Consider the following 25,994-nt stretch of genomic DNA (forward strand, 5'->3'; position numbering starts at 1 on the left):
TTTAAAACCCTACCCGCACGCCGACGGTGACGGATTTGGAGGATGGATAACTGTTGAAATCAACGCCCTGGCTGGTCGAGTTGGCTCCCCCGTTGGAGTTTACTTCGGGGTCCCACCACGAGTAATTGGTCAGCGTCAGCAAGTTCTGTCCACTGGCATACAATTGCGCGTTCCGAATCCAGTTGACACCCCAGGTTTGCAACGGCAGGTTATAGGCCAGTTGAATGGTCTTCAGCCGCAAATAGGAACCGTCTTCGATGTACCGGTTCGACACACTGGTCCGGCTGGAATTGCTGATGATCGGGTATTTCGCGTTCGGATTGGTGGGCGACCAGTGGTTGTAAAAAACCTCCTTCGGCATGTTGAGGCCAAAACCGTAGTCCATCGTGTTGACAATCGAGCTGGCGTTGAACAGATCGTTGCCCTGAACGCCTTGCAGGAAAATGGTCAGATCGAAGTTTTTGTAGCTCATGGCCGAATTCACGCCGAACGTAAACGTGGGATTCGGATCACCGATGTACGTTTTATCCTTGATGCTGATGGCCCCGTCGCCGTCGAGATCCTTGAACTTGATTTTGCCTTTGTCATCGTAGCCCTCTTCCACATAGCCCCAATACCGCCCGATGGGCTGGCCTTCGCGCAGGATGTTCGTCACATCGTTGATCGCAACGACGCTCACGGTTCCGCCCAGAATGTCCTCGCCCCCCTGCAACTTCACCACTTTGTTGCGGTTCAGGGAAAGGTTGGCATTCAGATCCCACCTGAAAGCGCCGGTAAGAATCCGCGAATCGACGCCCAGTTCGAAGCCCTTGTTCTGCACCTGCCCCACGTTCTGAATCGTGCTCGTAAAGCCCAGCGACGACGGCAGGACGACGGTATTGAGCAAATCGCGGGTATTTTTGATGTAGTAATCGAGCGTAAACGTCACCCGGTTTTTCAGAATCCCCAGATCGATCCCTACGTCCTTCTGTTCGGTGGTCTCCCACTTCAGATTGCCGGGCAGGCGCGTGCCGGGCGCAAACGTGTTGTATAAGGCATTGTCATACACGGTTTTGCCCGACGAAAGCTGGTTTAAGGTGGCATACGCGCCAATGGCCTGGCTGCCCGTCAACCCCCAGCTCGCCCGGAATTTCAGGTCCGAGATAACGGTATTTTCTTTCAGGAAATCCTCGTTGGAGACTCGCCAGGCAAAAGCTGCCGACGGAAAAAAGCCCCACTTGTCGCCTTCGCTGTATTTGGACGAACCATCGCGCCGAAAACTGGCCGTCAGTAAATACTTCCCATCGTAACCGTAATTGACGCGGGCCAGATACGAGAGCAAAACCGACTTGGAATACCCGGAATTGGGAATGCCCGGCGTGATGGAGGCACTCAGGTCATACGTGCCGAAGATGTCGCTCAGAAAACCGTTCCCGCCCGCCGACAGGGACGTACTCACAAAATCCTGGTAGGTAAACCCGGCAACGGCCGACACCGAGTGCTTTTGAAAACTTTTGGTATAGCTGATCGTATTTTCGCTCAACAGGCTGGTAATCTGATTCGTACTGACATTGGCGACGCCCGCCGAGTTCACAAAATTGCGGGTACGGTAGGAGTCGGTGCGGTCATCCCGGTTTTCGATACCGCCCGCAATCTTGATGGTCAGATCGGGAATGGGACGAAAAATCAAAGCCGCGTTCACCAGCGCCAGGTTTGCCCTGATCTGGTCGGATTGTTCATTGATAAAATTCAGCGGATTGATCAAATCCGTCGCGACAAAGGGATACGAGGTGGCCAACACACGATACGTGCCGTCATCCTTGTAGGGTGTCAGCGTCGGCGGGGCCGAAATCGCCCCCGAAATCATCGAGTTCCCCCGGCTCCCTCCCCCACTGTCTTTGCGCCCCGTGTTCAGCCGCGTCAGTGTGCTGGAGAGGTTGACACTGAACTTCTTGCTGATCTCGTGATTGACATTGGCCCGCAGTGAATACCGTTTGTAATCGCTGCCTTTGACAATACCATCCTGATTGAACACACTCCCCGACACCGAAAACTGGGTTTTCTCATTCCCCCCGCTGATGTTCAGCGCCGAGGTGATCATGGGTGCTTTCTGAAAGACCAGATCCTGCCAGTCGAACCCCTCGCCAAAACCGTCGATCTGCGCCTGTGTGAAGTAAGGGGATAATTTATCGTTGAGGGCCTGTTCGTTGTAAAACGTTGCGTATTCTTTCGCATTCATCAGATCCAGTTTTTTGATCAGCTTCTGGCTGGTGTAACTGGTCTCGAAATCGACGTTGGTTTTGCCGGTTTTTCCGCGTTTGGTGGTAATGATCACGACGCCGTTAGCGCCCCGCGACCCGTAGATGGCCGTGGCCGAGGCATCTTTCAGAATCTCAATGCTTTCAATATCCGAGTTGTTGAGGGCCGTCGGATTGCTGCCCGAAATCGGAAAACCGTCCACGACATACAGCGGCTCGTTGCTGCCCTGAATGGAGTTGGTACCCCGAATCCGAACGCTGACTCCGGCTCCGGGCGCGCCGGTATTCTGCAAAACCTGCACGCCAGCCGCCCGGCCCGACAACGCCTGCAACACATTGCTGTTTGGAAAAGCGTTCAGTTCCTTGGATTTGACCTGCGATAACGAACCGGTCAGGTCGCTTTTTTTAACGGTTCCGTAGCCCACCACCACCACTTCCTCCAGGCTTTTGGTATCGACTTTCAGATCGACCGCCAGATCCGTGCGGTTTCCAATCTCAGCTTCCTGACTCAAATAGCCCACGAACGAGAAAACCAGTGTCGTTGCATTGTCCGGCACATTCAGTTTAAACCGCCCGTCGGCATCGGTGCTGGTGCCGCGCGTCGTGTTTTTGACCACCACACTCACGCCCGGCAAGCCTTCGCCTTTTTCGTCCGTCACTTTTCCGGTAATGGCGCGATCCAGCGGTTTTTCCGTTTCGATCTGGGTACTTTTTGGTGAAAACCCGGGATTGATGGCGGGCGAAACCGGCGGTTTGCTGAGCAGAATCTGCTTCCGGCCCACGACTTCATACGACACGGCGGCATTGCGGAAAAGCTGATCCAGTACGCTGGACAAAGGCTGGTTGGTGACGTTGAGCGACACCCGGCGGTCGGCATGAATCTGCTGCGGGATGTACGAAAACGTCACCTTCGCCACCTTTTCGATTCTGGATAAAACGACACTAATCTCCTTATTCTCAATCGACAGCGTAACGGGTTGTTCCAGCAGCGCCTGCGCGCTGACGGTTTTGGCGTAAGTAACCCCCACGACCAGAAAAGTGCAAATCAGTTGGGTAAACGTGATACGCATAAGGGTAAGGACGAATGCGTGAGAGATTCGAGGTAATTTCATACCTTTGGATGTTTTTGTTTGAGGATTTAGGCAAAGACAAAGAAGCCCTGCACATCTGAAAAGATGCGTCGGAACACGATCCGGCGGCTGGGGCTTGATCCGGTCGGTGATGCTTGGACCCATCACCGACCTTCTTTTTTGGTTTTTAGTTTACGGTTTCGTGTTAATGGTTTAGCGTTTTAGTTTAGAATGGAACGGTGAGCCTCCTGGCCCGTGGTAAATTTCATAGACTTTCGCTGTTGCCCCTGAACGTTTTCACTACTGGCAACCCGGCCCGGAAATGACGATCTGGGCGTCGATCACCTTGTAGCTGGCTCCCAGCAGTTTACAAATGATGTTCAGTTTGTCGTACAGGTCTTCCTGCTCCAGCGAGGTCGTAATGAAGCAGTTGCTCATCACCTCCTCGTCGTACACCACATCGACGCCGTACGTTTTCTCGATGGCCGTCATCAGCACCGAGATCGGCGCGTTCTGAAACGTGAAGGTGGGGAGTTCGGTTTTTTGAACCAGCACGACCGGTTTTTCCACCAGCGTTTTCACCAGCCGGTGCTCCAGATCCAGGTAGGTCACCTGCTGGTTCGGCGTCAGGACCACGCCAATGGTTTCGGGGTCGGATTTGGTTTTGGCCGCCGTTGCCAGCGTGGGGGAATACACCGACACGCGCCCCGTCCGCACCGACACCGTGATGTTCCGGTTGGCCGCATTGGCTTTAATGCGAAAACTGGTCCCTAATACTTTGGTTATCAGATCATTCGAATACACCAGAAACGGTTGGTGCGGATTTTTCTGCACCTCGAAAAAAGCCTCGCCCGTCAGCGTGACTTCCCGCTTCTGGCCGGTGAACGTGGCCGGGTACCGGATTTTGCTACCGGGTTCCAGCGTGACCACACTCCGGTCGCTCAGGGTGATTCGCTCGGGAAGGGTCGAGGTATTGGTCTTCTCAAGAAAGGACGGTTTTGCCGCCGAAATTCCGAACGGTTGTGCTGGTACGGTAGCGTTTTTCCAACGCTGGAAATACCAGCCGACGCCCAACAATACCGCCAAAACCGCAGCGGCTGCCCAGTAAGGCCGGAAATGAAGTGGACGGACCGGTTTGGATTTCAGCGTTCGCTGGCTCAGGTCCTGCCAGTTTCGGGCCAGCAGTTGCTTCTTCTCATCAGCCGTGGCCGGCAAATCTACCTCCGCATCCAGCGACGCATACCACTGGTCAATCAGCGCCCGCTCTTCATCGGAGCAATCACCGTTCAGGTATTTGGCCAGTAATTCCTGGTATTTCGCACTATCCATCGGGCTGCGTGGTTCGTTCAAAAGGCATAGACGAACAACTCTCGAAAATCCCTAAGGGTCTGATTCGATTTTTTTGAGATTTATTCTTTTGACACCCTTAAAAGCGATTGGGGTTTCCAGAAAAACCCTACAAAATGGATCATCCCTACGGGACTCATTCATTTACAAACGAACGCCTTTGCTACAAAATGAACCATCCCTACGGGACGGATGGCGCTACCACATCCGCAAAAAAATCTAAAAAATCCCGTAGGGATGCCTCATTTTGTAGAAAACGCATCCACAGGAAAAAATCAAAAAATCCCGTAGGGATGATTCATTTTGTAGAAACCGCACCCGCAAAAAACCAAAAATAATCCCGTAGGGATGGTCCATTTTATAGCAAACCCGGGTCCACATCAAAAACCAAAAAATCCCGTGGGGATGACCCATTTTGTAGAACCACATCTACAGGAAAAACCAAAAAATCCCTTAGGGATGGCCCATTTTGTAGAAATCACGTCCTACAGGAAAATTCAAAAAATCCCGTGGGGATGGCCCAATTTGTAGAACCACATCCACAGGAAAAACCAAAAAATCCCGTGGGGATGGCCCATTTTGTAGCAATCACGTCCTACAGGAAAATTCAAAAAATCCCGTGGGGATGGCCCATTTTGTAGCAATCACGTCCTACAGGAAAATTCAAAAAATCCCGTAGGGATGGCCCATTTTGTAGCAATCACGTCCCACAGGAAAATCTAAAAAATCCCGTAGAGATAGTCCATTTTGTAGAAACCCGGTCCTACAAGAAAAACAAAAAATCCCGTAGGGATGCCCCATTTTGTAGAAATCACGTCCCACAGGAAAATCTAAAAAATCCCGTAGGGATGGTCCATTTTGTAGCAAACCCGATGTTTCGGGATTTAGGGGTAAAGAAAAAATAACACCCAAACCGCGACGAAATCGCGCAGGTTTTGGCGGAGAAAGGCAGTGGAACGGGAAAGGTGGTATTCGATGGCTTTTTCGGACAATTCCAGCCGCTGGGCAATTTCGCGGATCGACAATTGCTCAAACCGCCGAAGGATGAACACCTCGCGGGTTTTCTCAGGAAGCTGCGCCAGTGTGTTCTGAATGGCTTCCGTCAGTTCGTTCAGTTGGACGGTTTCGGTGGTTGTAAACGTTTCTACCGGGAAAAACAACCGGAGTTGATCGAGGTAGTGTTCTTCCAGAATGTTCCGACGGATGTAGTCTACCATCAGGTTTTTGAGCGTGATACCCAGAAAAGCCGACAAATTCAGAATACGGAGGGAGTCACGCTTCTGCCAAAGCATCACAAATAGTTCCTGCGCCAGTTCTTCGGCCACCTCTTTTCGCCGAAGTTTGCGGTGGGCCACGACGTACATTTTATACCAATACCGGTCATACAACTCCCTGAAAGCCTGTTCGTCATCGTCGCGGAGCAGGTCTAACAATTCAGCATCAGTGCGTTCCTGGCGGGGCATTTACGGGGCGATTTATTACCAAAATTGTAACAAATCTCCAAATATTTCAAAACGTAACGGTTTTTTAATTTTTCAGGACTGGTTCTTTTTCCTACCGAAACCGATTATTTAATGGAATCGTCATTATAAAAGCTCATTAAGCTTCGCTTCATAATAGGCCGGGATGACCACAAAAAACCGGGACGTATACAACCGCTTCCAATCATAATGCTTCAGCATCCGTTTCAATTCCGGCTGATACCGGGCAACCAATTCTTTGTTGCCAGACAAAAGGACTACCCAACAGGCGAACAGCGGTTCGCGCATGTGTTTGTCTTCATAGCCACGGGCGGGTGACAGCTTATTCCACTCCCGAACCTGTTGAAGCGCCACCTCGAGCGTGGTGGCAATGTCGGGCTGCGGTTTCCACAGCGTATTCATAACCCGCCAGTTTTCGGTAAATGCCAGGTCGTGGGCGTTGTCGAAGTTTTTGTAGCGTGACAAATGCAGAGCCGCCCGTTCAGCTCCCGCCAGTAAGCCTTTCCGGAATTTTTCACGCCGTTCCGGGTTTTCTTCCAGTCCGACCAGGGCCTTCAGCATGGCCTGTGAAATCCCGGTAATCCAGAATTCATTTTCGGTTTTGTTGCCTTTTTCCGGATTGACGGTTTCGTATGGAAGCCCCGCCGAACACACTTCCAGTCGGTTCATCGAATCGCCTTCGGGAATCTCGTTTAACCGCTGGTGGTAGCCGTCCAGCCAGTGTTTATTTTTCGTCACATCGTACAACGCCCGGTAAATAAACACCAGCCGGACCGAAATCCGGCAGCCTTTATCGGTCAGGTTTCCACGAAAACCGTACCCATCCCGGTCACACGGCAACTGCCAGTTTGTTTTTTCCAGGGCCTTTCCCACCGATTCCATCAGATTGATCAACCGGATTTTCTCATTCTGATCGGGAATACCACTTTTGATATACCGCCATAAACCGTAGAACCACGGCCCGGTCTGGTCGTCGGAACCAGCGACGTGGTGGCTCTTTCCATCGGTCGAAATGCCCCGCGCAATAAAACCGGGGGCCTTGCCAACCGTTGCCAGCAAAACCAGGCCATCGGCTATCTTGCGGGCCGCCAAAGCATCCTCTTTTTTTCGGGTTATTTTCCAGCGATTGCACAGTCCGTCGAGGTAAATCCCGTTGAAAAATGCCCCGTTTTCGATGGGCGACCACCACGCCAGCCCGTTCGGTTTATCCGATTGACATTCTTCCGGGGTTGGAATAAAATTGGTACCGTCCCGTCCGGCGTAATCGTACAGAATACCGGTTTGCGGACTCAGAAACCGCTTTTCAATTTCCTGGCTAGCCAACTCAATCTGATTCCCGAGCGAATCATCGGACGGCGAAACTGACCGGTTTTGGGCACAGCCGGGTGACAAAAACAGTATACCAATCACTGATAAAACCGTAGTAAAAACCCCTTGAGAAAGCCGGAGATCCTTTTTCATTTTGATTCGTTACGGATGCTGAAGACGAAACCAGACAGCTTCGGCGGGAAAAAATTGGGAATAATAGAGTTTGTCGGCCCGAAAATGAGCCAGGGCACCCCGAATTTCGGCCCGATGCGGGTCTACCAGCTTCCGGTCGGGGGCCATCGTCACAATCCACGCCATCCAGAGCGGTTCGCGGACGAAGCCCAGTTCCTGATTCCGGCGCGGAGACAATTTGACCAGCTCATTCAATTCCGTTTGGGATACGTCCAGCGCGTCCTGTTCGCTGTGTTGCGGTTTCCACCACTGGTTCAGCGTCCGCCAGTCGTGCAGAAACGTTTTCTGATCGTTGAGATCGAACTGATGCCATAGACTGATCCCGCTGGCGGCACTGCGCGCACTGGCATTCAGCCCATCTTCGTACGCTTTTCGCAGAACCGGGTCTTTTTCCATTTCCCACAATGCCCGCACATCCACGGTACTCGACACGCCCGTCCAGCGAAATTGCTTGGGAACATCGAATTTCATGCCTTCCGCACAAATCTGGAGACGGCTACGTTGGGCTTCCCCGCCCACTTCACGGGCCGCTTTCTGATAGCGTTTATCCCAGTTAGCGTCGCCGGTCAACTGGTGCATCGCTTTCAGGATGAACAACAAGCGGGGCGCGCCCTCCCAGTTGAACGTGGCAAACGAGTTGCGAAACCGTGCCGGGGCATACGACATGGTCGGCAACCGCCAGTTATTCGCCAGCAACGCGTTGGCGACTTCGGTCATTTTGGCAATGATCTGCCGCCGTTCGGGCGGGTCGGGCATGCCGGAATCGAGGTAGCGCCAGAGGCCGTAAAACCAGGGTGACGTCTGATCGTTCGATCCCATCGCCGGGGGCGTTTTACCGTCCGTCGCCACGCCACGCCCGATAAAACCGGGGGTGTCGCCCACCGAAGCCAGAAACAAAAGACCCTGCGCCAGTCGCTTCGCCTTTTGCCGGTCGGCTTCATTCCGTCGGTGCATCCAACGCTGGCAAATGCCGTCCAGATACAAGCCGTTAAACATCGAACCGTTTTCGGTCGGCGTCCACCAACCCAGCGCATTGGGTTTATTTTCCCGAAACTCGGCCGCCGTCGGACGGTCAAAGTGGCCGTTGAAATCCGCAAAATCGATCAGAATGGCATGTTCGTCGATAAACCGTCGCCAGATTTCCTGGTGCGCTTTTTCAACGTTCAGGCTGTCGTTCGCTTCCAGTTTGCGGTTTGCTTCTTCGAAAACCGTTACGGTTTTTAGCTGAAACGAACTGAATACCATTAGGATCAATCCGACGAAACATAAAACCGTATTTTTCCGATATTGCCTCATTTCCAGTCCGGATTTTGTTCCAGCTTCGGATTTGCCCGGATTTCATCCAGCGGAATCGGGTAATACCGGTGTTTGGGTTGGGGGGCGCGGGTTGGATACACTTCGTTGACCGCTTTCGGAATCACCGTCAGAAACGTGTTGGTGCGGGTCAGGTCGTACCAGCGGTCGCCTTCGGCGAAAAACTCCCAGCTCCGTTCCTGCAAAACCGCCTTGATAAAATCATCTTTACTCAGCCCAGTCGGGAGATTGGCCAGCCCCGCCCGGTTTCGAATCGCGTTGATGTATTGGTAGGCCGTCGCCGTCGGGCCGTTCAGCCGGGCTTCTGCTTCCGACGCAATCAGGTACAAATCCGCCAGCCGCAGCATCGGTACGTTGTTCCGTCCTTTTGCGCCAACCGAGTTTCGATCCATGTATTTTTTGATCAGCACACCTTTTACGGTATAGGGCGTAATTTCCTTCTGCGGAACCACTTTCCCCGCGACGCTGACAAAGCTCGTATCCAGCAATTGCCGCCGTTTGTCGGTGGGACTAAACGAATCGAAAAACGCCTGGAAGGCAAAAATGGAGCCGAAGGTCGTGTTTCCGTAATCCCGGCTGGCACTGTTGGCGGGGCCGCAGAAGCCCATCAACGTCGTGCCGCGCGCCCGGGTGGCGTTATCGCCTTCAAACGCAAACATGTTTTCCTGCCGGGCCGCATCCTCTTTTTCGACGTCGAACACATCGAGCACATTCGGCATCAGCGTGTATTTTCCAGACGTGATGACCTCGATTGATTTTGTTTTGGCGGTTGTCCAGTCTTCCGCATACAAAGCCGCCTTAGCATACAGCCCGATGGCCACTTCTCTGGAAGCCCGCCCTTTGATCGTGGAGGCCGCATACGACGGCAACTTGGCAATGGCGTCGTCCAGATCCTTAAAAATCTGTTTGTAGACCTCGGCTTTGGGACTTTTCGCCACCAGCGCGTCCGATTCACTCTGGCTGGGCGAGGTCCGGACGACCACATCTCCGAAGTTTTTCGCCAGCGTAAAATGGTAGAACGCCCGCAGGAACAGGGCTTCGCCCACAATGGCATTCCGGCGGTTGGTTTCCATCGCGATGGCCGGCACCCGGTCGATCACCCAGTTGGCGTTCTCGATGCCCTTGTAGCAAAACTGCCATAAACCGTAGGGACTTTCGGCGGTTCGGCCAAAGCTTTTCGGCCCCGAATAATCGGTATCGTAGGTGTAAACGGCAAAGACATTGCGGCCCACCACCGGTTTCACCCAGAGCTGATCCCCGGCAAAATCACCGGCAAAGACAATGGGAGCCTGGTCGAACAGGTCGTTGATCGACCCGTAAGCCGCTGTCAAAGCCGCTTCAGCGTCCTGCGCACTTTTGTAAAAATTGGTCGTGATGACCGACGAATAAACGGTTTCGTCTAATTCCTGGCAGGCACTAAACCCGAAGGCCGCCAGAACCGCCACCAGAATGGATGTTGAAAAAGGTCGTTTCATGAAAGTCAGGAGTTTAGGATCAGAATGTACACTGAAGACCCACTACGTACGATTTGGCCGCCGGATAGGTGCCGTTGTCGTAAAACAGCGCGTTGGCACTCCCGTAATTATTGGATTCGGGGTCCCATCCCTGGTATTTGGTCAGCGTAAACAGGTTGTTACCAGCCACATAGGCTCGAATACCTTTGGTAAATTTGACGCGCGGCAGGTTGTAGGCCAGCGTCAGATTTTTGACCCGGATGTAGGAATTGTCTTCCACCCAGCGATCGCCCACCGGCAAATTCGTGCCCTGCGCCGGTTTGACATACTCGTTGTTGGGATTGGTCGCCGACCAGCGGTTGGCCGTTCCTTCCAGCAAATTGACCTGCCCGGATGGCGTTTCGAACGTGAACCGGAACCCGTTGAATAGCCGACTTCCCTGCACGCCCTGCACAAAACCGCTCAACTCAAAGTTCTTGTATTTCACCAGCGTCGAAAACCCGAAAAAGTACTTCGGCTGCGCATTGCCGACGATCACCTGATCGTCCGTACTGATTTTCCCGTCGCCGTTGACATCCTTGATTTTAAAACCACCCGTTCGGGCGTCATAGCCGGGGAGAAAGGTTTCGCCGGTCTGGTTGATGCCGTCCAGTATATACGTCCGGTAGATGCCCAGCGGTTGCCCGACTTTCAGAATGGAATAGCTCGACAGGGCGATTTCGTTTTGAATACCGTCCAGCGCCAGCACCTTGTTTTTGTTGAACGTGATGTTTCCCGAAGCTTCCCATTTGACCGCGCCCGTCAGAATCTTGCCGCTCAGGCCCAGTTCCAGCCCCTTGTTCTGGATCGAACCGTAATTTCCCGTGATGGTCGTGTAGCCCGACGACATCGGCAGGGCTTTGGTAAACAACAGGTTATCAGTGCGTTTGTGGTAATAATCGGCGACGACAGTCAAGCGGTTATTGAGAAAAGCCGCATCCAGACCAATGTCAAGCTGCGTCGCTTGCTCCCACTTCAAATCCGGGTTCGCAATCCCGCTTGGGTTGATGCCAGTTTGGGTTATGTTGTTGAAATTGTAGTTGTAACCCTGTCCGCTCACGGTTGCCAGCGACTGGTACGGCCCGATGGCGCCCGCATTTCCGGTCACGCCGTAACTGGCCCGCAGCTTCAGGTCACTGATGAACTTGACGGGTTTCATAAATTCCTCCTCGATGATCCGCCAGGCTGCCGACACTGCCGGGAAAAAACCGTATTTGTTGTTCGCACCAAACTTGCTGGACCCATCCACCCGACCCGTCAGATCCAGAAAATACCGGTCTTTAAAACCATATCCCACCCGCCCCAGCCACGAACTCAGGCTGCTTTTATTCCGGAAGCTCGACAGCGCATACACCGTGGCATTCGCGGTGGACCAGTTTTCGGTGAAGTCGTTGCCAAAACCGGAAGCCGTCTGGTTATTGGTCTGCAAAATATCCGACTGCGTTGCGTACACCACGGTCGCATTGAGCGTATGATTCTGACCGAACTGGGTTTTGTAGGTCAGGATGCTTTCGTGCAGCAAGGTTCGGGCGTAGCTGCTGTTGTTGCTGGCCGACCCGTTCACGGCGTTGGGATTGTTCAGCGAAATCGAATCGACAATGGAGCGGGGCGAATACTGTTCCTGCAAACTGTTGGACAGATCGGCATTGAAGCTGGCGCGGTACGTAAACCCTTTGAAAATCATCACTTCGAGGTACAGATTGCCCAGAAACCGGTTGCCGCTGGTGTAATTTTTCTTCGCCAGCTCGCCCATCGGATTGACGGTTTCCCGGTAGCGTCCGTTGAACTGATCGGCAAAGGAATACACGCTGCCGTCCGGTCGGAAAGGGCGCAAGGTGGGCGGAGCCGCCACGGCCCGGCCCAGAATCCCTTCACGGGCGCTCGTGACGTTTACGCCCGTTCCGCCCGCATTCACCCGGTTTTCACCCGTTGCGGTGTAATACAGACTGGTGCCGACCTTCACCCGCTCACTGATCCGGTGGTCGATGTTGGCCCGGAGCGCATACCGTTCATAATCCGTCTTTTTGATGATGCCTTCCTGACTAAAATAATTCGCGCCGAGCGCAATCTGGGTTTTGTTCGTGCCGGTGTTCACCGAGAGCTGGTGGTTCTGAATCATGGCCTGGCGAAAAATCAAATCCAGGTAATTGGTTCCGGCACCCACGGCTTCCGGATTGGGATAGACGACAGTGGGGCTATAGGTGGCGTTTTCCAACTGGGCAAACTGCGTCGCATTCAGAATGCCCAGCTTCCGGGTGGTTTCCTGCTGACCGATGTAGCCGTCGTACGAAACGTTCGTCACCCCGTCTTTGCCCCGTTTGGTCGTGATCAACACCACGCCATTGGCTGCTCTGGCTCCGTAGATGGCCGTGGCTGCCGCATCTTTCAACACTTCTACCGATTCAATGTCGGAGGGATTGATCTGCGAAAGCGGATTGGCGGCATTGACACCCGACGAAGCCGAAATCTGAATCCCGTCGATCACATACAGCGGTTCCGAAGTGCCATTGATGGAGTTCGTCCCCCGGATGCGCACGCTGATGTTGCCGCCGGGCGTTCCCGAATTTTGCCGCATGTCCAGCCCGCTCACGCGCCCCTGAAGCCCCTGTGCCAGGTTGGCTACCGGCGTTGCTTTCAGTTCCTCAGCTTTGACGGAAGCAATGGCCCCGGTCAGGGAGCTTTTGATTCGGGTGCCGTAGCCGACAACGACCACTTCGCCCAACGCCTTGGTATCGGGAGCGAGTTGAACGTCAAAAACCGTCCGGTTTCCGACCGCAACTTCCTGATTCAGATACCCGACGAATGAAAAAATCAAAATCACATCGCCAGTTGGAATGCTGAGTTTAAATTTTCCGTCGGCATCGGTGGTGGTTCCCCGCGTGGTATTTTTGATGACGATACTCACACCCGGCAGCCCTTCACCGGTTTCGCTGGTGACGGTTCCGCCAATCGTCTGATCGCCCGCATTTTTCGCCTGGCTGGATGCCACCAGCTCCTGAACCGGCGGAATCGTGGCCGTTAAGGGGGCAGAAAAACCGGGCGTGGTTTCATTCACGCGGTGCAGCACTTCCGGCGAGTCGGCATTCCGGCGATCCTGTTTTTTGTCGAGAATCAGGTACGCGCCGTTCTGTACTTTTTTGTAGTATAATCCGGTTGCATTCAGTAGTTTGTCCAGATTAACTTCCAGCTTCCGGTTGTAATTCAGCCGCCCCGCCGGAACGGTAACGCCTTCCAGCAAACCGCCTTCGAACAGAATATCCACGCCGTAGTGGTTTTTCAAATCCTTCAGCACGTCGCGCAGCTTGCGGACTTCCGGATTGCTTTCCTGCCGGGCGGTGGGTTGCTGGGCGCGGGCAAACGTCTGGGCCCGGTTTGGGAAGCTCATCAGGGAAAACAAGGCAAACAGACAGCCACCCCAGAGCGTTTTTCGTAAGGGTCTTTTCATGACATCAAAAGGGTTTAGGAATGGTTAGTGGTCTTCGACAAAGCGGACGGTGTCGTCGTGCCGGACAACCCGAATGCCAAAGACTTCGGAAATGGTATTGAGCAAATCGTCTACATTGTCGGCGCGGAACGATCCCACCAGCGTGCGCCGGGCGAGCTGGTCGCTGCTGATTTCGACCTGCAAGCCGTAATTTTCCGTGATCATATCGCCAAACTCACGCAGGGACATGTCTTCAAAAACGAAGCGTTTTTCCGTAAAAGCCGTATATTTTTCGGGCTCCACCTGACTCCGCAGTTGCAGTTGGCTCTGTCGGCTGAACGTCGCCAGATCGCCCGGTTTCAGCGTCACCTGCCGGCGTTGGCGGTTTTCGGTGTAACTCAGTTCCACTTTTCCCCGGCGAAGCATCACCTTCCCTCCCCGCGTCCGGGAATAAACGGTGAACTCGGTTCCGAGAACGGTTACGTTAAAATCGCCCTGGGTTTTCACCAGAAACTTCTGATGTCCAGCCTGGTGCGTAACTGAGAAGAAGGCTTCCCCGAACAAAACGACCTCGCGGGTTTCGGCTCCAAACCCAAACCGGGGCACCTGCAATTCCGAATTGGCATTCAGCGTCACCTTGCTGCCATCCGACAGCGTCAGCGAGCGGGTTTGCCCAAAATCCGTCCGGTAAGTCTGGTAATAAATCCGATTCCGACCCAGCCAGCCCGCAAAAACCAGCCCGATCAATACCGCTGCGGCAGCCAGCCAGCGGATCGGAAACCGGAAGCTTCGACCGGTTTCCCGCAACGTTTCCACGCTGCTGACGGTTGCCACCGACGGATGGGCCTGCATGTGTTGCACATACCGCTCCAGGGCCTGGTCCAGCTCCGGCACATACGGGGGTGCCAGGCGTTCCCATTCCACCAGCCACTGGTAGAACGATTCCTGGTTGGTTTCGTCGTGCAGCCACTGTTCGATCAGCCGCTTCTGCAAGGGGGTGGTCTTCCCGGCAAAATGCGCGAACATCAGTTCTTTCGTAATCATCGGATTCATGGTTTGGCTCGTCGGAAGCGGTTGTTGCTTTAACGCCGTTTCTAGCTAGACAAAAAGGGCGGGATCTACACGTAGTTGGAGGGCCTAAAAAGAGGAATTTCAGGCCGGCCAGTCGGTCATTCCTGCCAGCAAAGCCATCCACATCCAACTGTCTTTCAGGCCACTGCGCAAAGTTGCCAGGGCTTTCCCGATGTGGGTTTCCACGGTACGAATCGACAGGTGGAGTTCGTCGGCAATTTCCCGGTTTTTCTTCCCCTCAAACCGGTTCATGATGAACACTTTCTGGCATTGCGGGGGCAAGGTTCCCACCAGTTCGTCCACCTTCCGGTACAATTCCTCGAATTGCATCATGCGTTCGGGCGCATCGGAGGAAGCCGATTCCTGCTGCAGGGCCGACTCCAGCGGATCGTTTTTTTTTAGCTCGTTCATCAGGTAATTGTAGGCCCGGTTGCGAACCGAACGGAACAGATACGCCCGGTACGAATGCTGTACCTGACTGAATGCCTGGGTGTTCCAGAAGTTGTAGAAAATGTCGGCCACCAGATCTTCCGCAATTTCGCGGGAATACACAAACCGGGTGGCATGCGTGCACATCGGTTTGTAATACAGCCGAAAAAGCAATTCGCAGCCTTTTTTCGGATCGGTTCCGAACGTCCGGCGAATGAACAATTCGGAATCCAGCGTGGTCACCGGTTCGGTCTCCTCCGACTCGCCGGGCCGGTGTGCCATCGATTCACTGCCGTTGTTCCGACCGGTATTTTCCGAAGATTCTTGCGTAAAAGCAGCCCGCATACACGACGATTTAAACTTCTATTTTCCGGTTTTTAGTCCCTTTGGAATAAAGACAAATTCAAAGCCGAATATACGTAGTGGCGGTTGGGATTTTTTTAGAAAAAGTTTTGCGAAAAAAGGAAGAAAAGAAAAGGGAATGATAAACGCCAAATGTAAAAGTGCAAGCTGGGGACACTTTCACATTTGGCGTTTATCATTTTACATTTATCATTCCTTCTTAAAAAGCCCCAGATCCCAATCATCCGTCCGAAACGGAATAACCGGCAGACCTTCCTGGCTGAATAATGTGGGTTCAGGTGCGTCCCGAAACGCGAACCGGACGGCGACGGGATTCTCGACGCCATCGGCCCAAACTTCTACGGTGTTGTGTTGAATCCGGGCGTGGGCTTTCCTGAAAACCCGATCGGCTCCGGCGATCTCAAATTCCGTCAGCACCCCGGTTCTGGCAATCAGGCCGTTGGGCGCGTGGTCGAAGGTCAGCCACATACGGTTTCCGTGGATGCGCAGGGAACGGTATTGCGGACTTTTGTACGAATCGATTTTTTGATGATAGGTTTCGGCCAACGCCCAGTTGGCCAGCCGGTTCCCGACTTCTTTTTTATACGCCGGATGAATGTCCTCCAGGTTATCGACCAGATCGGTCGTCACCACCATGCCGGTTTTCGGAATAGCCATCGCCCTCGTCTGATTCTCCCGAATCAGGGCCGTTTCAAACGTTCCGCCGTAGCGATACGGAGCCAGTTGGACGAAATAAAACGGAAAATCGGTCTGCCAGCGTCCGCGCCAGCTTTCCACGAGCAAACGCGTCAATTGGTAATAGGCCGGTGCATAATGCCGGTTCGACTCGCCCTGGTACCAGATCACCCCGGCAATGGCGAACGGCGTAATGGGCGCGACCATGCCGTTGAACAAAACGCCCGGAACGTTCGGTGCCCAGGGCGTTTTGACCATCGTCCGGCCCGAATGGCGGGTTTCGGGGTACAGATTGACGAGCGATTCGGGCAGCCAGGTATCCATCTTGGAACCGCCCCACGACATATCGATCAGGCCAATCGGAACGCCGAGTTGGGCTTGCAGTTTCTTCCCAAAAAAGTACCCGACGGCACTGAATCGTTTCAAACTGACCGAATCACAAATCGACCAGTTTCCGCCCACATCGTTCTGGGGCGAAGCGGCCGCCCGTCGGTTCATCTTAAAAAACCGCATGTTGGGGTTGTGGGCCGTTGGCAATTCAGCCCGGGCATCCTTCACCCCTCCGGCCGCAGTCAACGCCATGTTCGACTGCCCCGAACACAGCCAGACTTCGCCAATCAGGATGTTGGTCAGCAAAACCGTATTGTTTCCCTGAATCGTAATGACATACGGCCCACCACTTTTCGGCGTCCGCAACCGGATTTTCCAGGTCGCATCGGCTGCACCGGTGACGCTCACCGGCCGGTGATCCCAACTGGCGGTGACGGTTATTTTTTCGGTCGGATTCGCCCAGCCCCAAAGGGCCACGTCGGTTTCCTGTTGCAACACCATGTCCGACGCCAGAATCGAAGGCAAAACCACCTCGGCCTGCGCACGGGAAAGGAGCAATAGCCACAGCAGCAGGGCGGTTTTCATCAGCCGCGCATGCCGAGTTTGGTCAACACTGCCACGGCTTCGCTCCATGGCACCTCGTGGGGTAATCGCTTGCTTTTAGCGGCCAGGGCGGCCACCACCCCGGCGGCTTCGCCCATTGCCACGGCATTGCCGGTGACGCGGTAGCTGGCGTGGGCCGTAAAATCACCGCTGATGCAACGACCGGCCATCATCAGCCCGTCGACGTCTTTGGCAATCAGCGCCCGCAAGGGAATGTCATACGGGATCATTTTAATACCACCCCGCGAAATGGTTTCCGTCTCGTTGGTTTTGCGGTCGGAAGCGTGAATATCGACGCCGAACGTGGGCCGAACGACGGCATCCTGGTGCCGGGCACCCATCGCCAGATCCTCTTTGGTAACCGTATACCGACCGTGTATCCGGCGACCATCCCGGATGCCGATCTGCTCGGGGGTTGCCACTATCTGAATCCCTTCCCACGGCCCGCCAAGTTTGTTCAGACCACGGACAATGCTGTATACCTCCGCCCGCGCCCGCACAGTGGCTTCCGTAATTTCATCGGCATCGAAGGCCTTGATGTTGTATTCGTGATTAACCATCACCATCACCAGATTATCGCGAATCAGGAACAGCGTGGGCATCCCGTAGGAAGGCGTAATACCGGCGCGGTTGATCTCTTTCATAAATTCTTTCGTCGCTTTCACGTGCCAGTCCATGTTGGCTTTGCCGTTGTCGTCCTGGTAAAACGAAATGTACGGTTTCAGCGCAGCGGCATCTTTCACAACCGCCAACGTATTGAGGGTCAGCGGCTGACACGGACAGGTATCACCGCCTTTGCCAATTTCCCAGCTATTGCCGGCCTGAGCGCCCAGATCACCGTCGCCGGTGGCATCGATAAATACTTTCGCCTTCCAGGCCTGCCGCCCCGATTTCGATTCGGTGATGACGGTTGTCACCTGATTTTTGTCTTTGTAAGCAGCTGCCACGCGGGTATGCAGCAGGAATTTTACGCCCGCTTCGGCGCACATTTCTTCGAGCAGCACCTTCATCTCATCCGGCGCATAGACAAACTGATCCGGAACCTTGTTGCGCCGGGCGTCGCGTTCGTCGAGTTTCTGGATGATCTCTTTCGTCAGACCCGGTTTGTTAAAGTCAAAGATGTACGTCAATAAACCCGCCGTCCAGACGCCCCCCAGACAGCCGTGGATTTCGAGCAACTGCGTTCGGGCACCGGCGCGGGCGGCAGCGATGGCGGCTGCAATCCCGGCGGGACCGCCCCCGCATACGATGACATCGACATCACCTTTAATGGGCAGATCGCGGGAAGGTTCCGAAAATTTGGTAGCGTCTTTTGGTTCGGCAGCTTCCCCATTTGTTAAGCCAAGACCGGAAAGAGCCGTGGTGCCCAGGGCCGCAGAACGCAGGAATTTCCGGCGGTTCAGGTTAAACAGAGAGGAGAGTTCGTTTTTTTTATCGTTGGGTTCCATGATGCGTTTGCTGGTAAGTCGTTAAAAATCAATACCCCGGATTCTGGTCTTTCACCGGATCGATTGCCTTGTTGTAATTCAGTTCAGAAACCGGGATCGGCCACAGAAAATGTTTGTCGGCAATGGTTTTCCCTTTGGCGGCCAGAATAATCTCCTGCGCTTTTCCCGTCCGTTTCAACTCCAGCCACCGTTTGCCTTCGTACTGAAATTCATAGCCGCGCTCTTTGACGACCAGATTCAGGAAAGCCGCCGTTGTCGGATAGTCTTCCAGCTTGAAATCGACGGTGGACACCGCTGTTGGGGTCTTGCCATACGCCCGGCGGTGGACCTGATTGAGGGCTTCCATGGCGGCCGCCGTTGGCACATTTCCGGCCCGGCCCGCAGCTTCGGCATAAATCAGGAGCAGGTCGGCATACCGGTACCAGGGCACATCATTCCCCGCACCGGCAAATTCGAGCGAATTCGGATCGATGAATTTTTTGCTCAGCAACGATGTAGCACCGATGCCGATGTTCCAGGAATACCAGATTCCCTTGCGCAAATCCGCGTTATCCCAGGTTTTGTAAACCGGATTGGTGTTGTCGCCATGCAGGCCAAAAACGCCACCGCCACCGCCCAGAAATTTGGTTCCGGGGTGATTGGTCAAGGTTGGAAAGAGGTTGCCCTGCGCGGGCTGGCGGGAGAATTTCAGGTAGAAAATCTCTTCCGGCGTGGTGATCAAATCCGGACCAAATACCTTCTGAAAGTCGTCGGACGTCGTCACCGGAATCAGCGAAAATTTCCCCGACTTGATTACCTCATCGGCCTTGTCACGGGCATCGGCAAATTTTGCCAATTGCAAATAGACATCCGCCAGCATGGTTTTCGCGGCCCACTTGGTGGGTCGTCCCGGTTGCGTCACCTGGTCGGGCAGGTTGGTTTCGGCTTCTTTCAGATCGGCCAGAATCAGGGCGTAGACTTCGTCGACGGTATTGCGTTTGGCGTCGATCTCGGTCATGTTGGCTTCCGTCCGGATCGGCACACCGCCCCAGTTGCGTACCAGGTGAAAGTAGCTGAATGCCCGCAGGAATTTGGCTTCGGCTACAAAACCGGCGACATCGGCCTTGCTGATCGCGTTGCCGTTGGGGGCATTTTTAATCACCAGATTGGCATTCCGGATGCTGAGGTAATAGGCTTCCCAGGCACCCGAAACCCGGCTGATGTTGACGTTATCGAGTCCCTGAAAATTGTTCAGGACGGCGTAACTGCCCCGGCCATACGCATAATCGATGTGGCCTTCCAGTACGGCGATGTAGACGCCCATGCCGTTGGTCGAACTGCTGCGCAAAGGGGTGTAAATGGCGTTGGTGGCCGCTTCTACCTCTACTTTCGTGTTGTAGAAGGTTTCAACCGCCAGCGTTTTCGGCTCCTCCTTCAAAACATCCTCACAGGACATCAGGAAGAGCATGGGGAGAAGGAATTGTATTGCTTTCATCTTTCTAATGAGTGACCGGGTCGCCGGTGCGATGAGTGAATGAGCGATTGAGTGCAGGGACATGAAGCAATTGAATGAGTTTATACATCTCGGTAATCGTGAAAAAATCACACAATCTCCCACCGCATGGGCGGCCCCGCCACTCAATCACTCAATAATTTTTAAAATCCCGCCCGCAGGCCGAAGGTGATCGATTTGGCGGTTGGATAACTGTACTGATCGAAACCCTGGGCAGTGGAGTTGGCACCGCCGTTGGAGTTCACTTCCGGGTCCCACCAGGAATAGTTGGTAAACGTCAGCAGGTTCTGGCCGCTGGCGTAGAACTGCGCCGAGCGAATCCAGTTGACACCCCATTTCTGAACCGGCAGGTTATAGGCCAGCACAATGTTTTTCAGCCGCAGGTAGGAACCGTCTTCCACAAACCGGTCAGAGACGTTGGTCCGCGTGGTGCTGCTGATCACCGGGTATTTGGCGGTCGTGTTGGTGGGCGTCCAGTGATCCCGTAGCACCTCGCGGGGCATGTTCAGGCCGTAGCCGTAATCGACCGTGTTGTTGATGGCGCTGCTGTTGAAGATGTCGTTGCCCTGGGTGCCCTGTAGAAAGATCGTCAGGTCGAAATTCCGGTACGACATATTGGAATTGAAACCGTAAATAAAGTTCGGATTCGGGTCGCCGATGTAGGTTTTATCCCGCACCGTGATGGCTTTATCGCCGTCCAGATCCCGGTATTTGATCTTTCCTTTTTCGTCGTATCCGTCTTCAAGATAGCCCCAGAAACGACCCATCGGCTGGCCTTCCCGCAGAATGTTCCGGGTGTCGGTAATCGCCGACAGATCGACAAAGCCGCCCAGAATATCCTGCCCGCCGTGCAGTTTGATGACCTTGTTGCGGTTGAAAGCCACGTTGGTGTTGACGTTCCATTTGAAAGCGCCGGTCAGCACATTGGCGTTGATTCCCAGTTCAAGTCCTTTGTTCTGCACTTCCCCGATGTTCTGAATGGTGGTGACAAAGCCCAGCGAGGACGGCAGTTGGACGGTATTGAGCAAATCGCGGGTGTTTTTGATGTAATAATCGGCCGTCACCAGAATCCGGTTTCCCAAAACGCCGAAATCGATCCCGATGTCCTTCTGCTCGGTGGTTTCCCATTTCAGGTTTCCGGGCAGGTTGGTGCCGGGTGCATAGGCGGTATAAAGAGCGTCGCCAAAGATGGTTTTCGCCGAAACGAGCTGATTCAGGGTCGCATAGGCCCCAATGGCCTGGCTACCCGTCAGTCCCCAGCTTACCCGCAGTTTCAGGTCTGAAACCAGTCGGCTGTTCTTCAGAAAATCCTCGTTGGAAATCCGCCAGGCCAGCGCCCCGGACGGGAAATACCCCCACTTATCGCCTTCGCTGTATTTGGAAGAGCCATCGGCCCGAAAGCTGAACGTCGCCAGGTATTTGCTGTCAAAGGCGTAATTGATGCGCCCCAGATACGACAGAAGTGACGATTTGGAATAACCCGAACTGGGAATGCCCGGCGTACTGGCCGCAGCCAGGTCGTAGGTTTGGCTGGTGTTGCTGATGTAGCCCTGACCGCTCCCACTCAACGAGGTGCTGACAAAATCCTGGTAGGTAAACCCGGCCACTGCCGAAACGCTGTGCTTTTGCCGAATGGTTTTGGCGTAACTGATCGTGTTCTCGTTCAGCAGACTCGTAAACTGGCTGGTGCTGACACTGGCCCCGCCCTGTGAACCAAAAAAATTGTTGGTGGTATAGGAATCCGTCCGGTCATCAGAGTTTTCAATACCGCCCGAAATTTTGATCGTCAGTTCCGGAATGGGGTTGTACACAAAGGCGGCATTCGTCATAACCCGGTTTCCCCGGGTGGCGTTACTTTGTTCATTGAGGGTGTTGATCGGATTCCGCAGTTGCGTATTGATGAACGCGTAGGTGGTTCCGAACATTTCGTAGGTTCCATCAGCCTTGTAGGGCCCCAGAACCGGCGGGGCCGAAACCGCCCCCGCAATCAGCGAACCACCCCGGTTGCTTCCCTGGCTGTTCTGGGCACTGGATTTGATCCGGGTGAGGGTGCTGGCCACGTTGACGCTGAGCTTCCGGCTGATGGCATGGTTGATGTTGGCCCGCAGCGAATACCGGTTGTAGTCACTGCCCCGGATGATACCGTCCTGGTTAAATGTGCTGCCCGACAGTGAAAACTGCGTTTTTTCGTTGCCACCACTGATGTTCAGCGCAACCGTTTTCATGGGGGCTTTCTGAAAAACCAGATCCTGCCAGTCGGACCCGTTTCCGAACGCGTCGATCTGCGCCTGGGTGAAATACGGCTTCAGGTTGTCGTTGGTGGCCTGCTCGTTGTAAAACGTCGCGTATTCTTTCGCATTCATCAGATCCAGTTTTTTCCGTAGCGTCTGGCTGCTGTAACTGGTCTCCACATCGACGCTGGTTTTACCGGCTTTCCCCCGTTTGGTCGTAATCAGCACCACGCCATTCGCGCCCCGCGACCCGTAAATCGCCGTGGCCGAAGCGTCTTTCAAAATCTCGATGTTTTCAATATCGGCGTTGTTCAACACCGTCGGATTGCTGCCCGACATCGGAAAACCGTCCACCACATACAGCGGCTCGTTGCTCCCCTGAATGGAGTTGGTGCCCCGAATCCGGACGCTGACGCTGCCGCCCGGCGCCCCGGTATTCTGCAACACCTGCACCCCAGCCGCCCGGCCCGACAACGCCTGCAACACGTTGGTGGCCGGGTACGAGTTGATGTCTTTGGATTTGACCTGCGACAGTGAACCTGTTAAATCACTCTTTTTGACGGTTCCATACCCCACCACCACCACCTCGTCCAATGCCTTCTGATCGGGGGCAAGCTGAATGTCGAAAACCGTCCGACTCCCGACGCTAACTTCCTGATTGACATAGCCCACAAAGGAGAAAATCAGCACGGCGGTTTCGTCGGGAACGCTCAGCCGAAACGCGCCGTTGCCGTCGGTGGTGGTGCCGCGCGTCGTATTCTTGACCACCACACTCACGCCCGGCAAGCCCTCCCCTTTTTCGTCGGTTACTTTTCCGCCCACCGACCGGTCGGCGGTTTGGGCCGTTTCTTCGAATTTGGGCGTCGGCTGAACACGCCCCATGCCGTCGGGAACCGTGGAACGGACGAGCGCGATCTGGCTTCCGGTGACGACATAGCTCAGTTGCAGCGGTTTCAGCAATCGGTCGAGGACATCCACCAGCCGTTCATCGGTTGCTGCCAGCGAGATTTTCCGGTCGATCTGAACCACCTGACGGCTGTAGACGAACTTGACGCGCGCCGTTTTTTCCAGCGTCAGCAAGGCCTGCCGGACGGTGTAATTGTCCAGCCGAACGCTCACCCGCTGGTCGAGTAATTCCTGCGCCCGGGCGGCCAGCGCGCCGTTGATCAGCAGCGCCGTCAGTACTACCTGGAGGAACGAAAGTCGCATAAGCATCCGAATCGTTTCGTGGTTTGTAAACTTGTACATAAATTGGGGGTGGTTTAGTTATTCCGGGCAAAGGAGTAGCTACACCGGTCCGCGGTGGCCCGAAAAGTGCCGCCGGATCGCCGGATCGCCGGACCGGTCAGATTTCCCCGCTATGTTCGCACCATAGCGGGCTTTTTTTTGGATGATTTACGGACAGCCCCGGCTGGAAACAATGATCCGGGCATCGACCACCTCGTAGGAGGCACCGATGGAAGCACACAGCAGCCGGAGTTGATCGTGGAGCGGTACACCCGCCATCGACGCCGTCAGGGTGCAGTTCCGCAGCACCGTGGGATCATAGATAATTTCGACACCGTAGGCTTTTTTCAGTCGTTCAAACACTTCGGAAGCGGGAGTATCCTCAAAACCGAAGCTTTCCCGGTTTTCCGCAGGAGCTATCAAGGCAGGTTGTGTGACGAGTTCTTTCTGGTAATGATTCTGGCTGGCATCGTACGTAACCTGCTGATTGGCCGTCAATACAACACCAGGCACTTCGCGTTTATCGGGTCGCCGGGATGCCATCCAGTCGCGCCGGTCCATCACCGACACTTTGCCCGACAACACCGACACCTTCATCTGCTTGTCGCCCGTTCGGGCCTGTACCCGAAACCTGGTGCCCAGCACCCGGGTTACCAGCGGACCGCTGTAGACCAGAAACGGCCGTTTTCCTTCGTGTACCACGGCAAACGTGGCCTCCCCTTTCAGTTGGATTTCGCGCTGACCGGCGTCGAACGTGCGGGGATACCGCGCTTCGCTGTTGGGCATCAGCGTCATTTTACTACCGTCGGGCAGCGTCAGCCGGACGGGTTGCGACGTGCCGTTGACCTGGTTGATCCACTGTTCATCCGACGGTTTTTCCGAATCAGCAAAGGTTACGGTTTCTGAATCAGAGGTTCTTTTATTCTGCCACTGAAACACGCCCCAACCTACGCCTACCAGCACAACAAGGGCTGCCGCTGTCTGCCAAAACCGGTTGCTGAACGACCGTTGAACCAGTTGCCAGCGAGACGGCTCCGGGGCATAGCGGGCCAGTTTGACGATACGCTCCACCTCCAGCTGTTCCTGCTCGGGAGCCAGACTATGCGGGCGGTTTTTCAGGGCTTCGGCCATGTCTTTCGCCAGCAGCAGCGTCGCGCGCTGGTGCGGATTGTCCCGTTGCCACTGTTCCCAGAACCGCCGGGCTTCGGGCTGGCCGTGTTTGACCCAGGCCAGAAACCGGGCATCCAGCAGGAAATCTTCGACGGTATAGTGTTGATACGCTTTCATCGTGGTGTTGTGGAAGGGCTTCGGTCGTTAATAGGAAGGCTTTGGCGCGTCATACTCAGGGCGTGCGGTTTATTTATGTCCGAACGCCAGCAACCCGCAGCCCATCAACGACAGCAGCGAAGGCCAGCTTTCCCGCAACCGGCGCAGGCCCCGGTGAAGCAGGTTCGCAACTGACTGCTTGTTCACGGCCAGAATATCGGCAATCTCCTCGTTCGATAACTCGCCGTAAAATTTCAGGTGAATCGCTTCCCGCTGGCGATCCGAGAGTTGTTCCAGCAAGGCGTTCAGCCGGGCCGTCTGGTAGTCCGACAATTCCGTCCGGATCAGGGCCTGTTCCGCCGTAATTTCTTCCGAACTGAGGTCATCAAAAGTAAACCCGTCATCGCCGGTCACCGACGCATGGCGCATCATTTCCCGGTGGATTTTACGCCGGAGTGATTTGTAGAGATACGGCCGGATGTACTGCGTCTGCACGATTTTGGCCCGGTAGGTCCACAAATCCAGAAACAGATCCTGCATGCAGTCTTTCAGCAGGTCGGAGTCGCGGGTAAACCGGCCGCCGTAGAAGTGGAGTTCCCGGTAAAAATGCTGCACCAACGCCTGGAAAGCCTCCTGCGGTCCTTCCCGGAATTGCTGCCACAGCAGCGTTTCGTCGGTTTTCTCCCAGGCATTTTGACGTTTGTCATGGATATCGGGTTTCAGCATGGTCCTTACAATTTACCGGATTCAGAATAGGCAGTCAGAGCACGTACGCGGTCGAAGGATACGACTGGTGGTTAATAGGTGATAAAATTCAACTAATACTCAAGATTGTGCAAAATATATTTTCAAATCGTTTTTTTGGGTTTCGGGAATGATCCACAGGTAAAGTCCAATCTGGTTTTCATCAACGATCCCCGCCGGTTTTCGCCCCGTCAGGGGCCCAACAGCGCAGCGTCGGTAGAAGATACGGAATTCCCATGTTTCCGCGTG

At 54.4% G+C, this 25,994-nt stretch carries 15 protein-coding genes; all 15 read right to left on the reverse strand.

Translation table 11 applies throughout. The annotated features are described in order from the left end of the window. Position 1: 1 nt before the first annotated feature. On the reverse strand, positions 2-3,307 hold the full coding sequence (locus tag FH871_RS26915; RefSeq protein WP_138994512.1) for a SusC/RagA family TonB-linked outer membrane protein: 3,306 nt from the start codon (positions 3,305-3,307) through the stop codon (positions 2-4). Between the two features lie 300 nt (positions 3,308-3,607). After that, positions 3,608-4,636 (reverse strand): FecR family protein, encoded by a 1,029-nt coding sequence (locus FH871_RS26920; protein ID WP_138994513.1) that lies wholly within the window; start codon positions 4,634-4,636, stop codon positions 3,608-3,610. Between the two features lie 902 nt (positions 4,637-5,538). After that, positions 5,539-6,117, reverse strand: coding sequence for an RNA polymerase sigma-70 factor (locus FH871_RS26925; protein ID WP_138994514.1), 579 nt, complete (start codon positions 6,115-6,117; stop codon positions 5,539-5,541). 123 nt (positions 6,118-6,240) lie between these two features. Next, complete coding sequence (locus tag FH871_RS26930; protein WP_138994515.1) at positions 6,241-7,596, reverse strand: hypothetical protein; 1,356 nt, start codon at positions 7,594-7,596, stop codon at positions 6,241-6,243. 9 nt (positions 7,597-7,605) lie between these two features. Beyond that, positions 7,606-8,880 carry a hypothetical protein gene (locus FH871_RS26935; RefSeq protein WP_229317611.1) on the reverse strand — a complete coding sequence of 425 codons (1,275 nt, stop codon included), beginning with the start codon at positions 8,878-8,880 and terminating at the stop codon, positions 7,606-7,608. A gap of 47 nt (positions 8,881-8,927) precedes the next feature. Beyond that, complete coding sequence (locus FH871_RS26940) at positions 8,928-10,424, reverse strand: RagB/SusD family nutrient uptake outer membrane protein (protein WP_138994517.1); 1,497 nt, start codon at positions 10,422-10,424, stop codon at positions 8,928-8,930. 19 nt (positions 10,425-10,443) lie between these two features. Then, positions 10,444-13,887, reverse strand: coding sequence for a TonB-dependent receptor (locus FH871_RS26945; RefSeq protein WP_229317612.1), 3,444 nt, complete (start codon positions 13,885-13,887; stop codon positions 10,444-10,446). Between the two features lie 24 nt (positions 13,888-13,911). Continuing rightward, complete coding sequence (locus tag FH871_RS26950; RefSeq protein ID WP_138994518.1) at positions 13,912-14,919, reverse strand: FecR family protein; 1,008 nt, start codon at positions 14,917-14,919, stop codon at positions 13,912-13,914. 99 nt (positions 14,920-15,018) lie between these two features. Continuing rightward, on the reverse strand, positions 15,019-15,648 hold the full coding sequence (locus FH871_RS26955) for an RNA polymerase sigma-70 factor (RefSeq protein WP_171062965.1): 630 nt from the start codon (positions 15,646-15,648) through the stop codon (positions 15,019-15,021). 270 nt (positions 15,649-15,918) lie between these two features. After that, positions 15,919-17,319, reverse strand: a complete 1,401-nt coding sequence (locus FH871_RS26960) for a sialate O-acetylesterase (RefSeq protein ID WP_171062966.1) — start codon at positions 17,317-17,319, stop codon at positions 15,919-15,921. Then, positions 17,319-18,785: an FAD-dependent oxidoreductase gene (locus FH871_RS26965; protein ID WP_138994521.1), complete on the reverse strand. Its 1,467-nt coding sequence runs from the start codon at positions 18,783-18,785 to the stop codon at positions 17,319-17,321. Before FH871_RS26965 ends, FH871_RS26960 begins: the two co-directional genes overlap by 1 nt. Before the next feature lie 28 nt (positions 18,786-18,813). Beyond that, on the reverse strand, positions 18,814-20,259 hold the full coding sequence (locus tag FH871_RS26970) for a RagB/SusD family nutrient uptake outer membrane protein (RefSeq protein ID WP_138994522.1): 1,446 nt from the start codon (positions 20,257-20,259) through the stop codon (positions 18,814-18,816). A 161-nt stretch (positions 20,260-20,420) separates the two neighbouring features. Further along, entirely contained in the window at positions 20,421-23,756 is a 3,336-nt protein-coding gene (locus FH871_RS26975; RefSeq protein WP_229317613.1) for a TonB-dependent receptor, read from the reverse strand. Positions 23,757-23,903: 147 nt separating this feature from the next. Next, positions 23,904-25,022: a FecR family protein gene (locus tag FH871_RS26980; protein ID WP_138994523.1), complete on the reverse strand. Its 1,119-nt coding sequence runs from the start codon at positions 25,020-25,022 to the stop codon at positions 23,904-23,906. Between the two features lie 69 nt (positions 25,023-25,091). Next, positions 25,092-25,727: an RNA polymerase sigma factor gene (locus FH871_RS26985; RefSeq protein WP_138994524.1), complete on the reverse strand. Its 636-nt coding sequence runs from the start codon at positions 25,725-25,727 to the stop codon at positions 25,092-25,094. Between the last annotated feature and the right edge of the window lie 267 nt (positions 25,728-25,994).

Origin of the sequence: Larkinella sp. C7, from assembly GCF_006149005.1 — a bacterium.
Lineage (GTDB): Bacteria > Bacteroidota > Bacteroidia > Cytophagales > Spirosomataceae > Larkinella.

Coding starts and splice junctions, on each gene's coding strand:
- FH871_RS26935 (WP_229317611.1), bottom strand. CDS start 8,880: ATGGTATTCAGTTCGTTTCAGCTAAAAACCGTAACGGTTTTCGAAGAA.
- FH871_RS26955 (WP_171062965.1), bottom strand. CDS start 15,648: ATGGCACACCGGCCCGGCGAGTCGGAGGAGACCGAACCGGTGACCACG.
- FH871_RS26915 (WP_138994512.1), bottom strand. CDS start 3,307: ATGCGTATCACGTTTACCCAACTGATTTGCACTTTTCTGGTCGTGGGG.
- FH871_RS26975 (WP_229317613.1), bottom strand. CDS start 23,756: ATGTACAAGTTTACAAACCACGAAACGATTCGGATGCTTATGCGACTT.
- FH871_RS26925 (WP_138994514.1), bottom strand. CDS start 6,117: ATGCCCCGCCAGGAACGCACTGATGCTGAATTGTTAGACCTGCTCCGC.
- FH871_RS26960 (WP_171062966.1), bottom strand. CDS start 17,319: ATGAAAACCGCCCTGCTGCTGTGGCTATTGCTCCTTTCCCGTGCGCAG.
- FH871_RS26940 (WP_138994517.1), bottom strand. CDS start 10,424: ATGAAACGACCTTTTTCAACATCCATTCTGGTGGCGGTTCTGGCGGCC.
- FH871_RS26980 (WP_138994523.1), bottom strand. CDS start 25,022: ATGAAAGCGTATCAACACTATACCGTCGAAGATTTCCTGCTGGATGCC.
- FH871_RS26950 (WP_138994518.1), bottom strand. CDS start 14,919: ATGAATCCGATGATTACGAAAGAACTGATGTTCGCGCATTTTGCCGGG.
- FH871_RS26970 (WP_138994522.1), bottom strand. CDS start 20,259: ATGAAAGCAATACAATTCCTTCTCCCCATGCTCTTCCTGATGTCCTGT.
- FH871_RS26945 (WP_229317612.1), bottom strand. CDS start 13,887: ATGAAAAGACCCTTACGAAAAACGCTCTGGGGTGGCTGTCTGTTTGCC.
- FH871_RS26930 (WP_138994515.1), bottom strand. CDS start 7,596: ATGAAAAAGGATCTCCGGCTTTCTCAAGGGGTTTTTACTACGGTTTTA.
- FH871_RS26920 (WP_138994513.1), bottom strand. CDS start 4,636: ATGGATAGTGCGAAATACCAGGAATTACTGGCCAAATACCTGAACGGT.
- FH871_RS26985 (WP_138994524.1), bottom strand. CDS start 25,727: ATGCTGAAACCCGATATCCATGACAAACGTCAAAATGCCTGGGAGAAA.
- FH871_RS26965 (WP_138994521.1), bottom strand. CDS start 18,785: ATGGAACCCAACGATAAAAAAAACGAACTCTCCTCTCTGTTTAACCTG.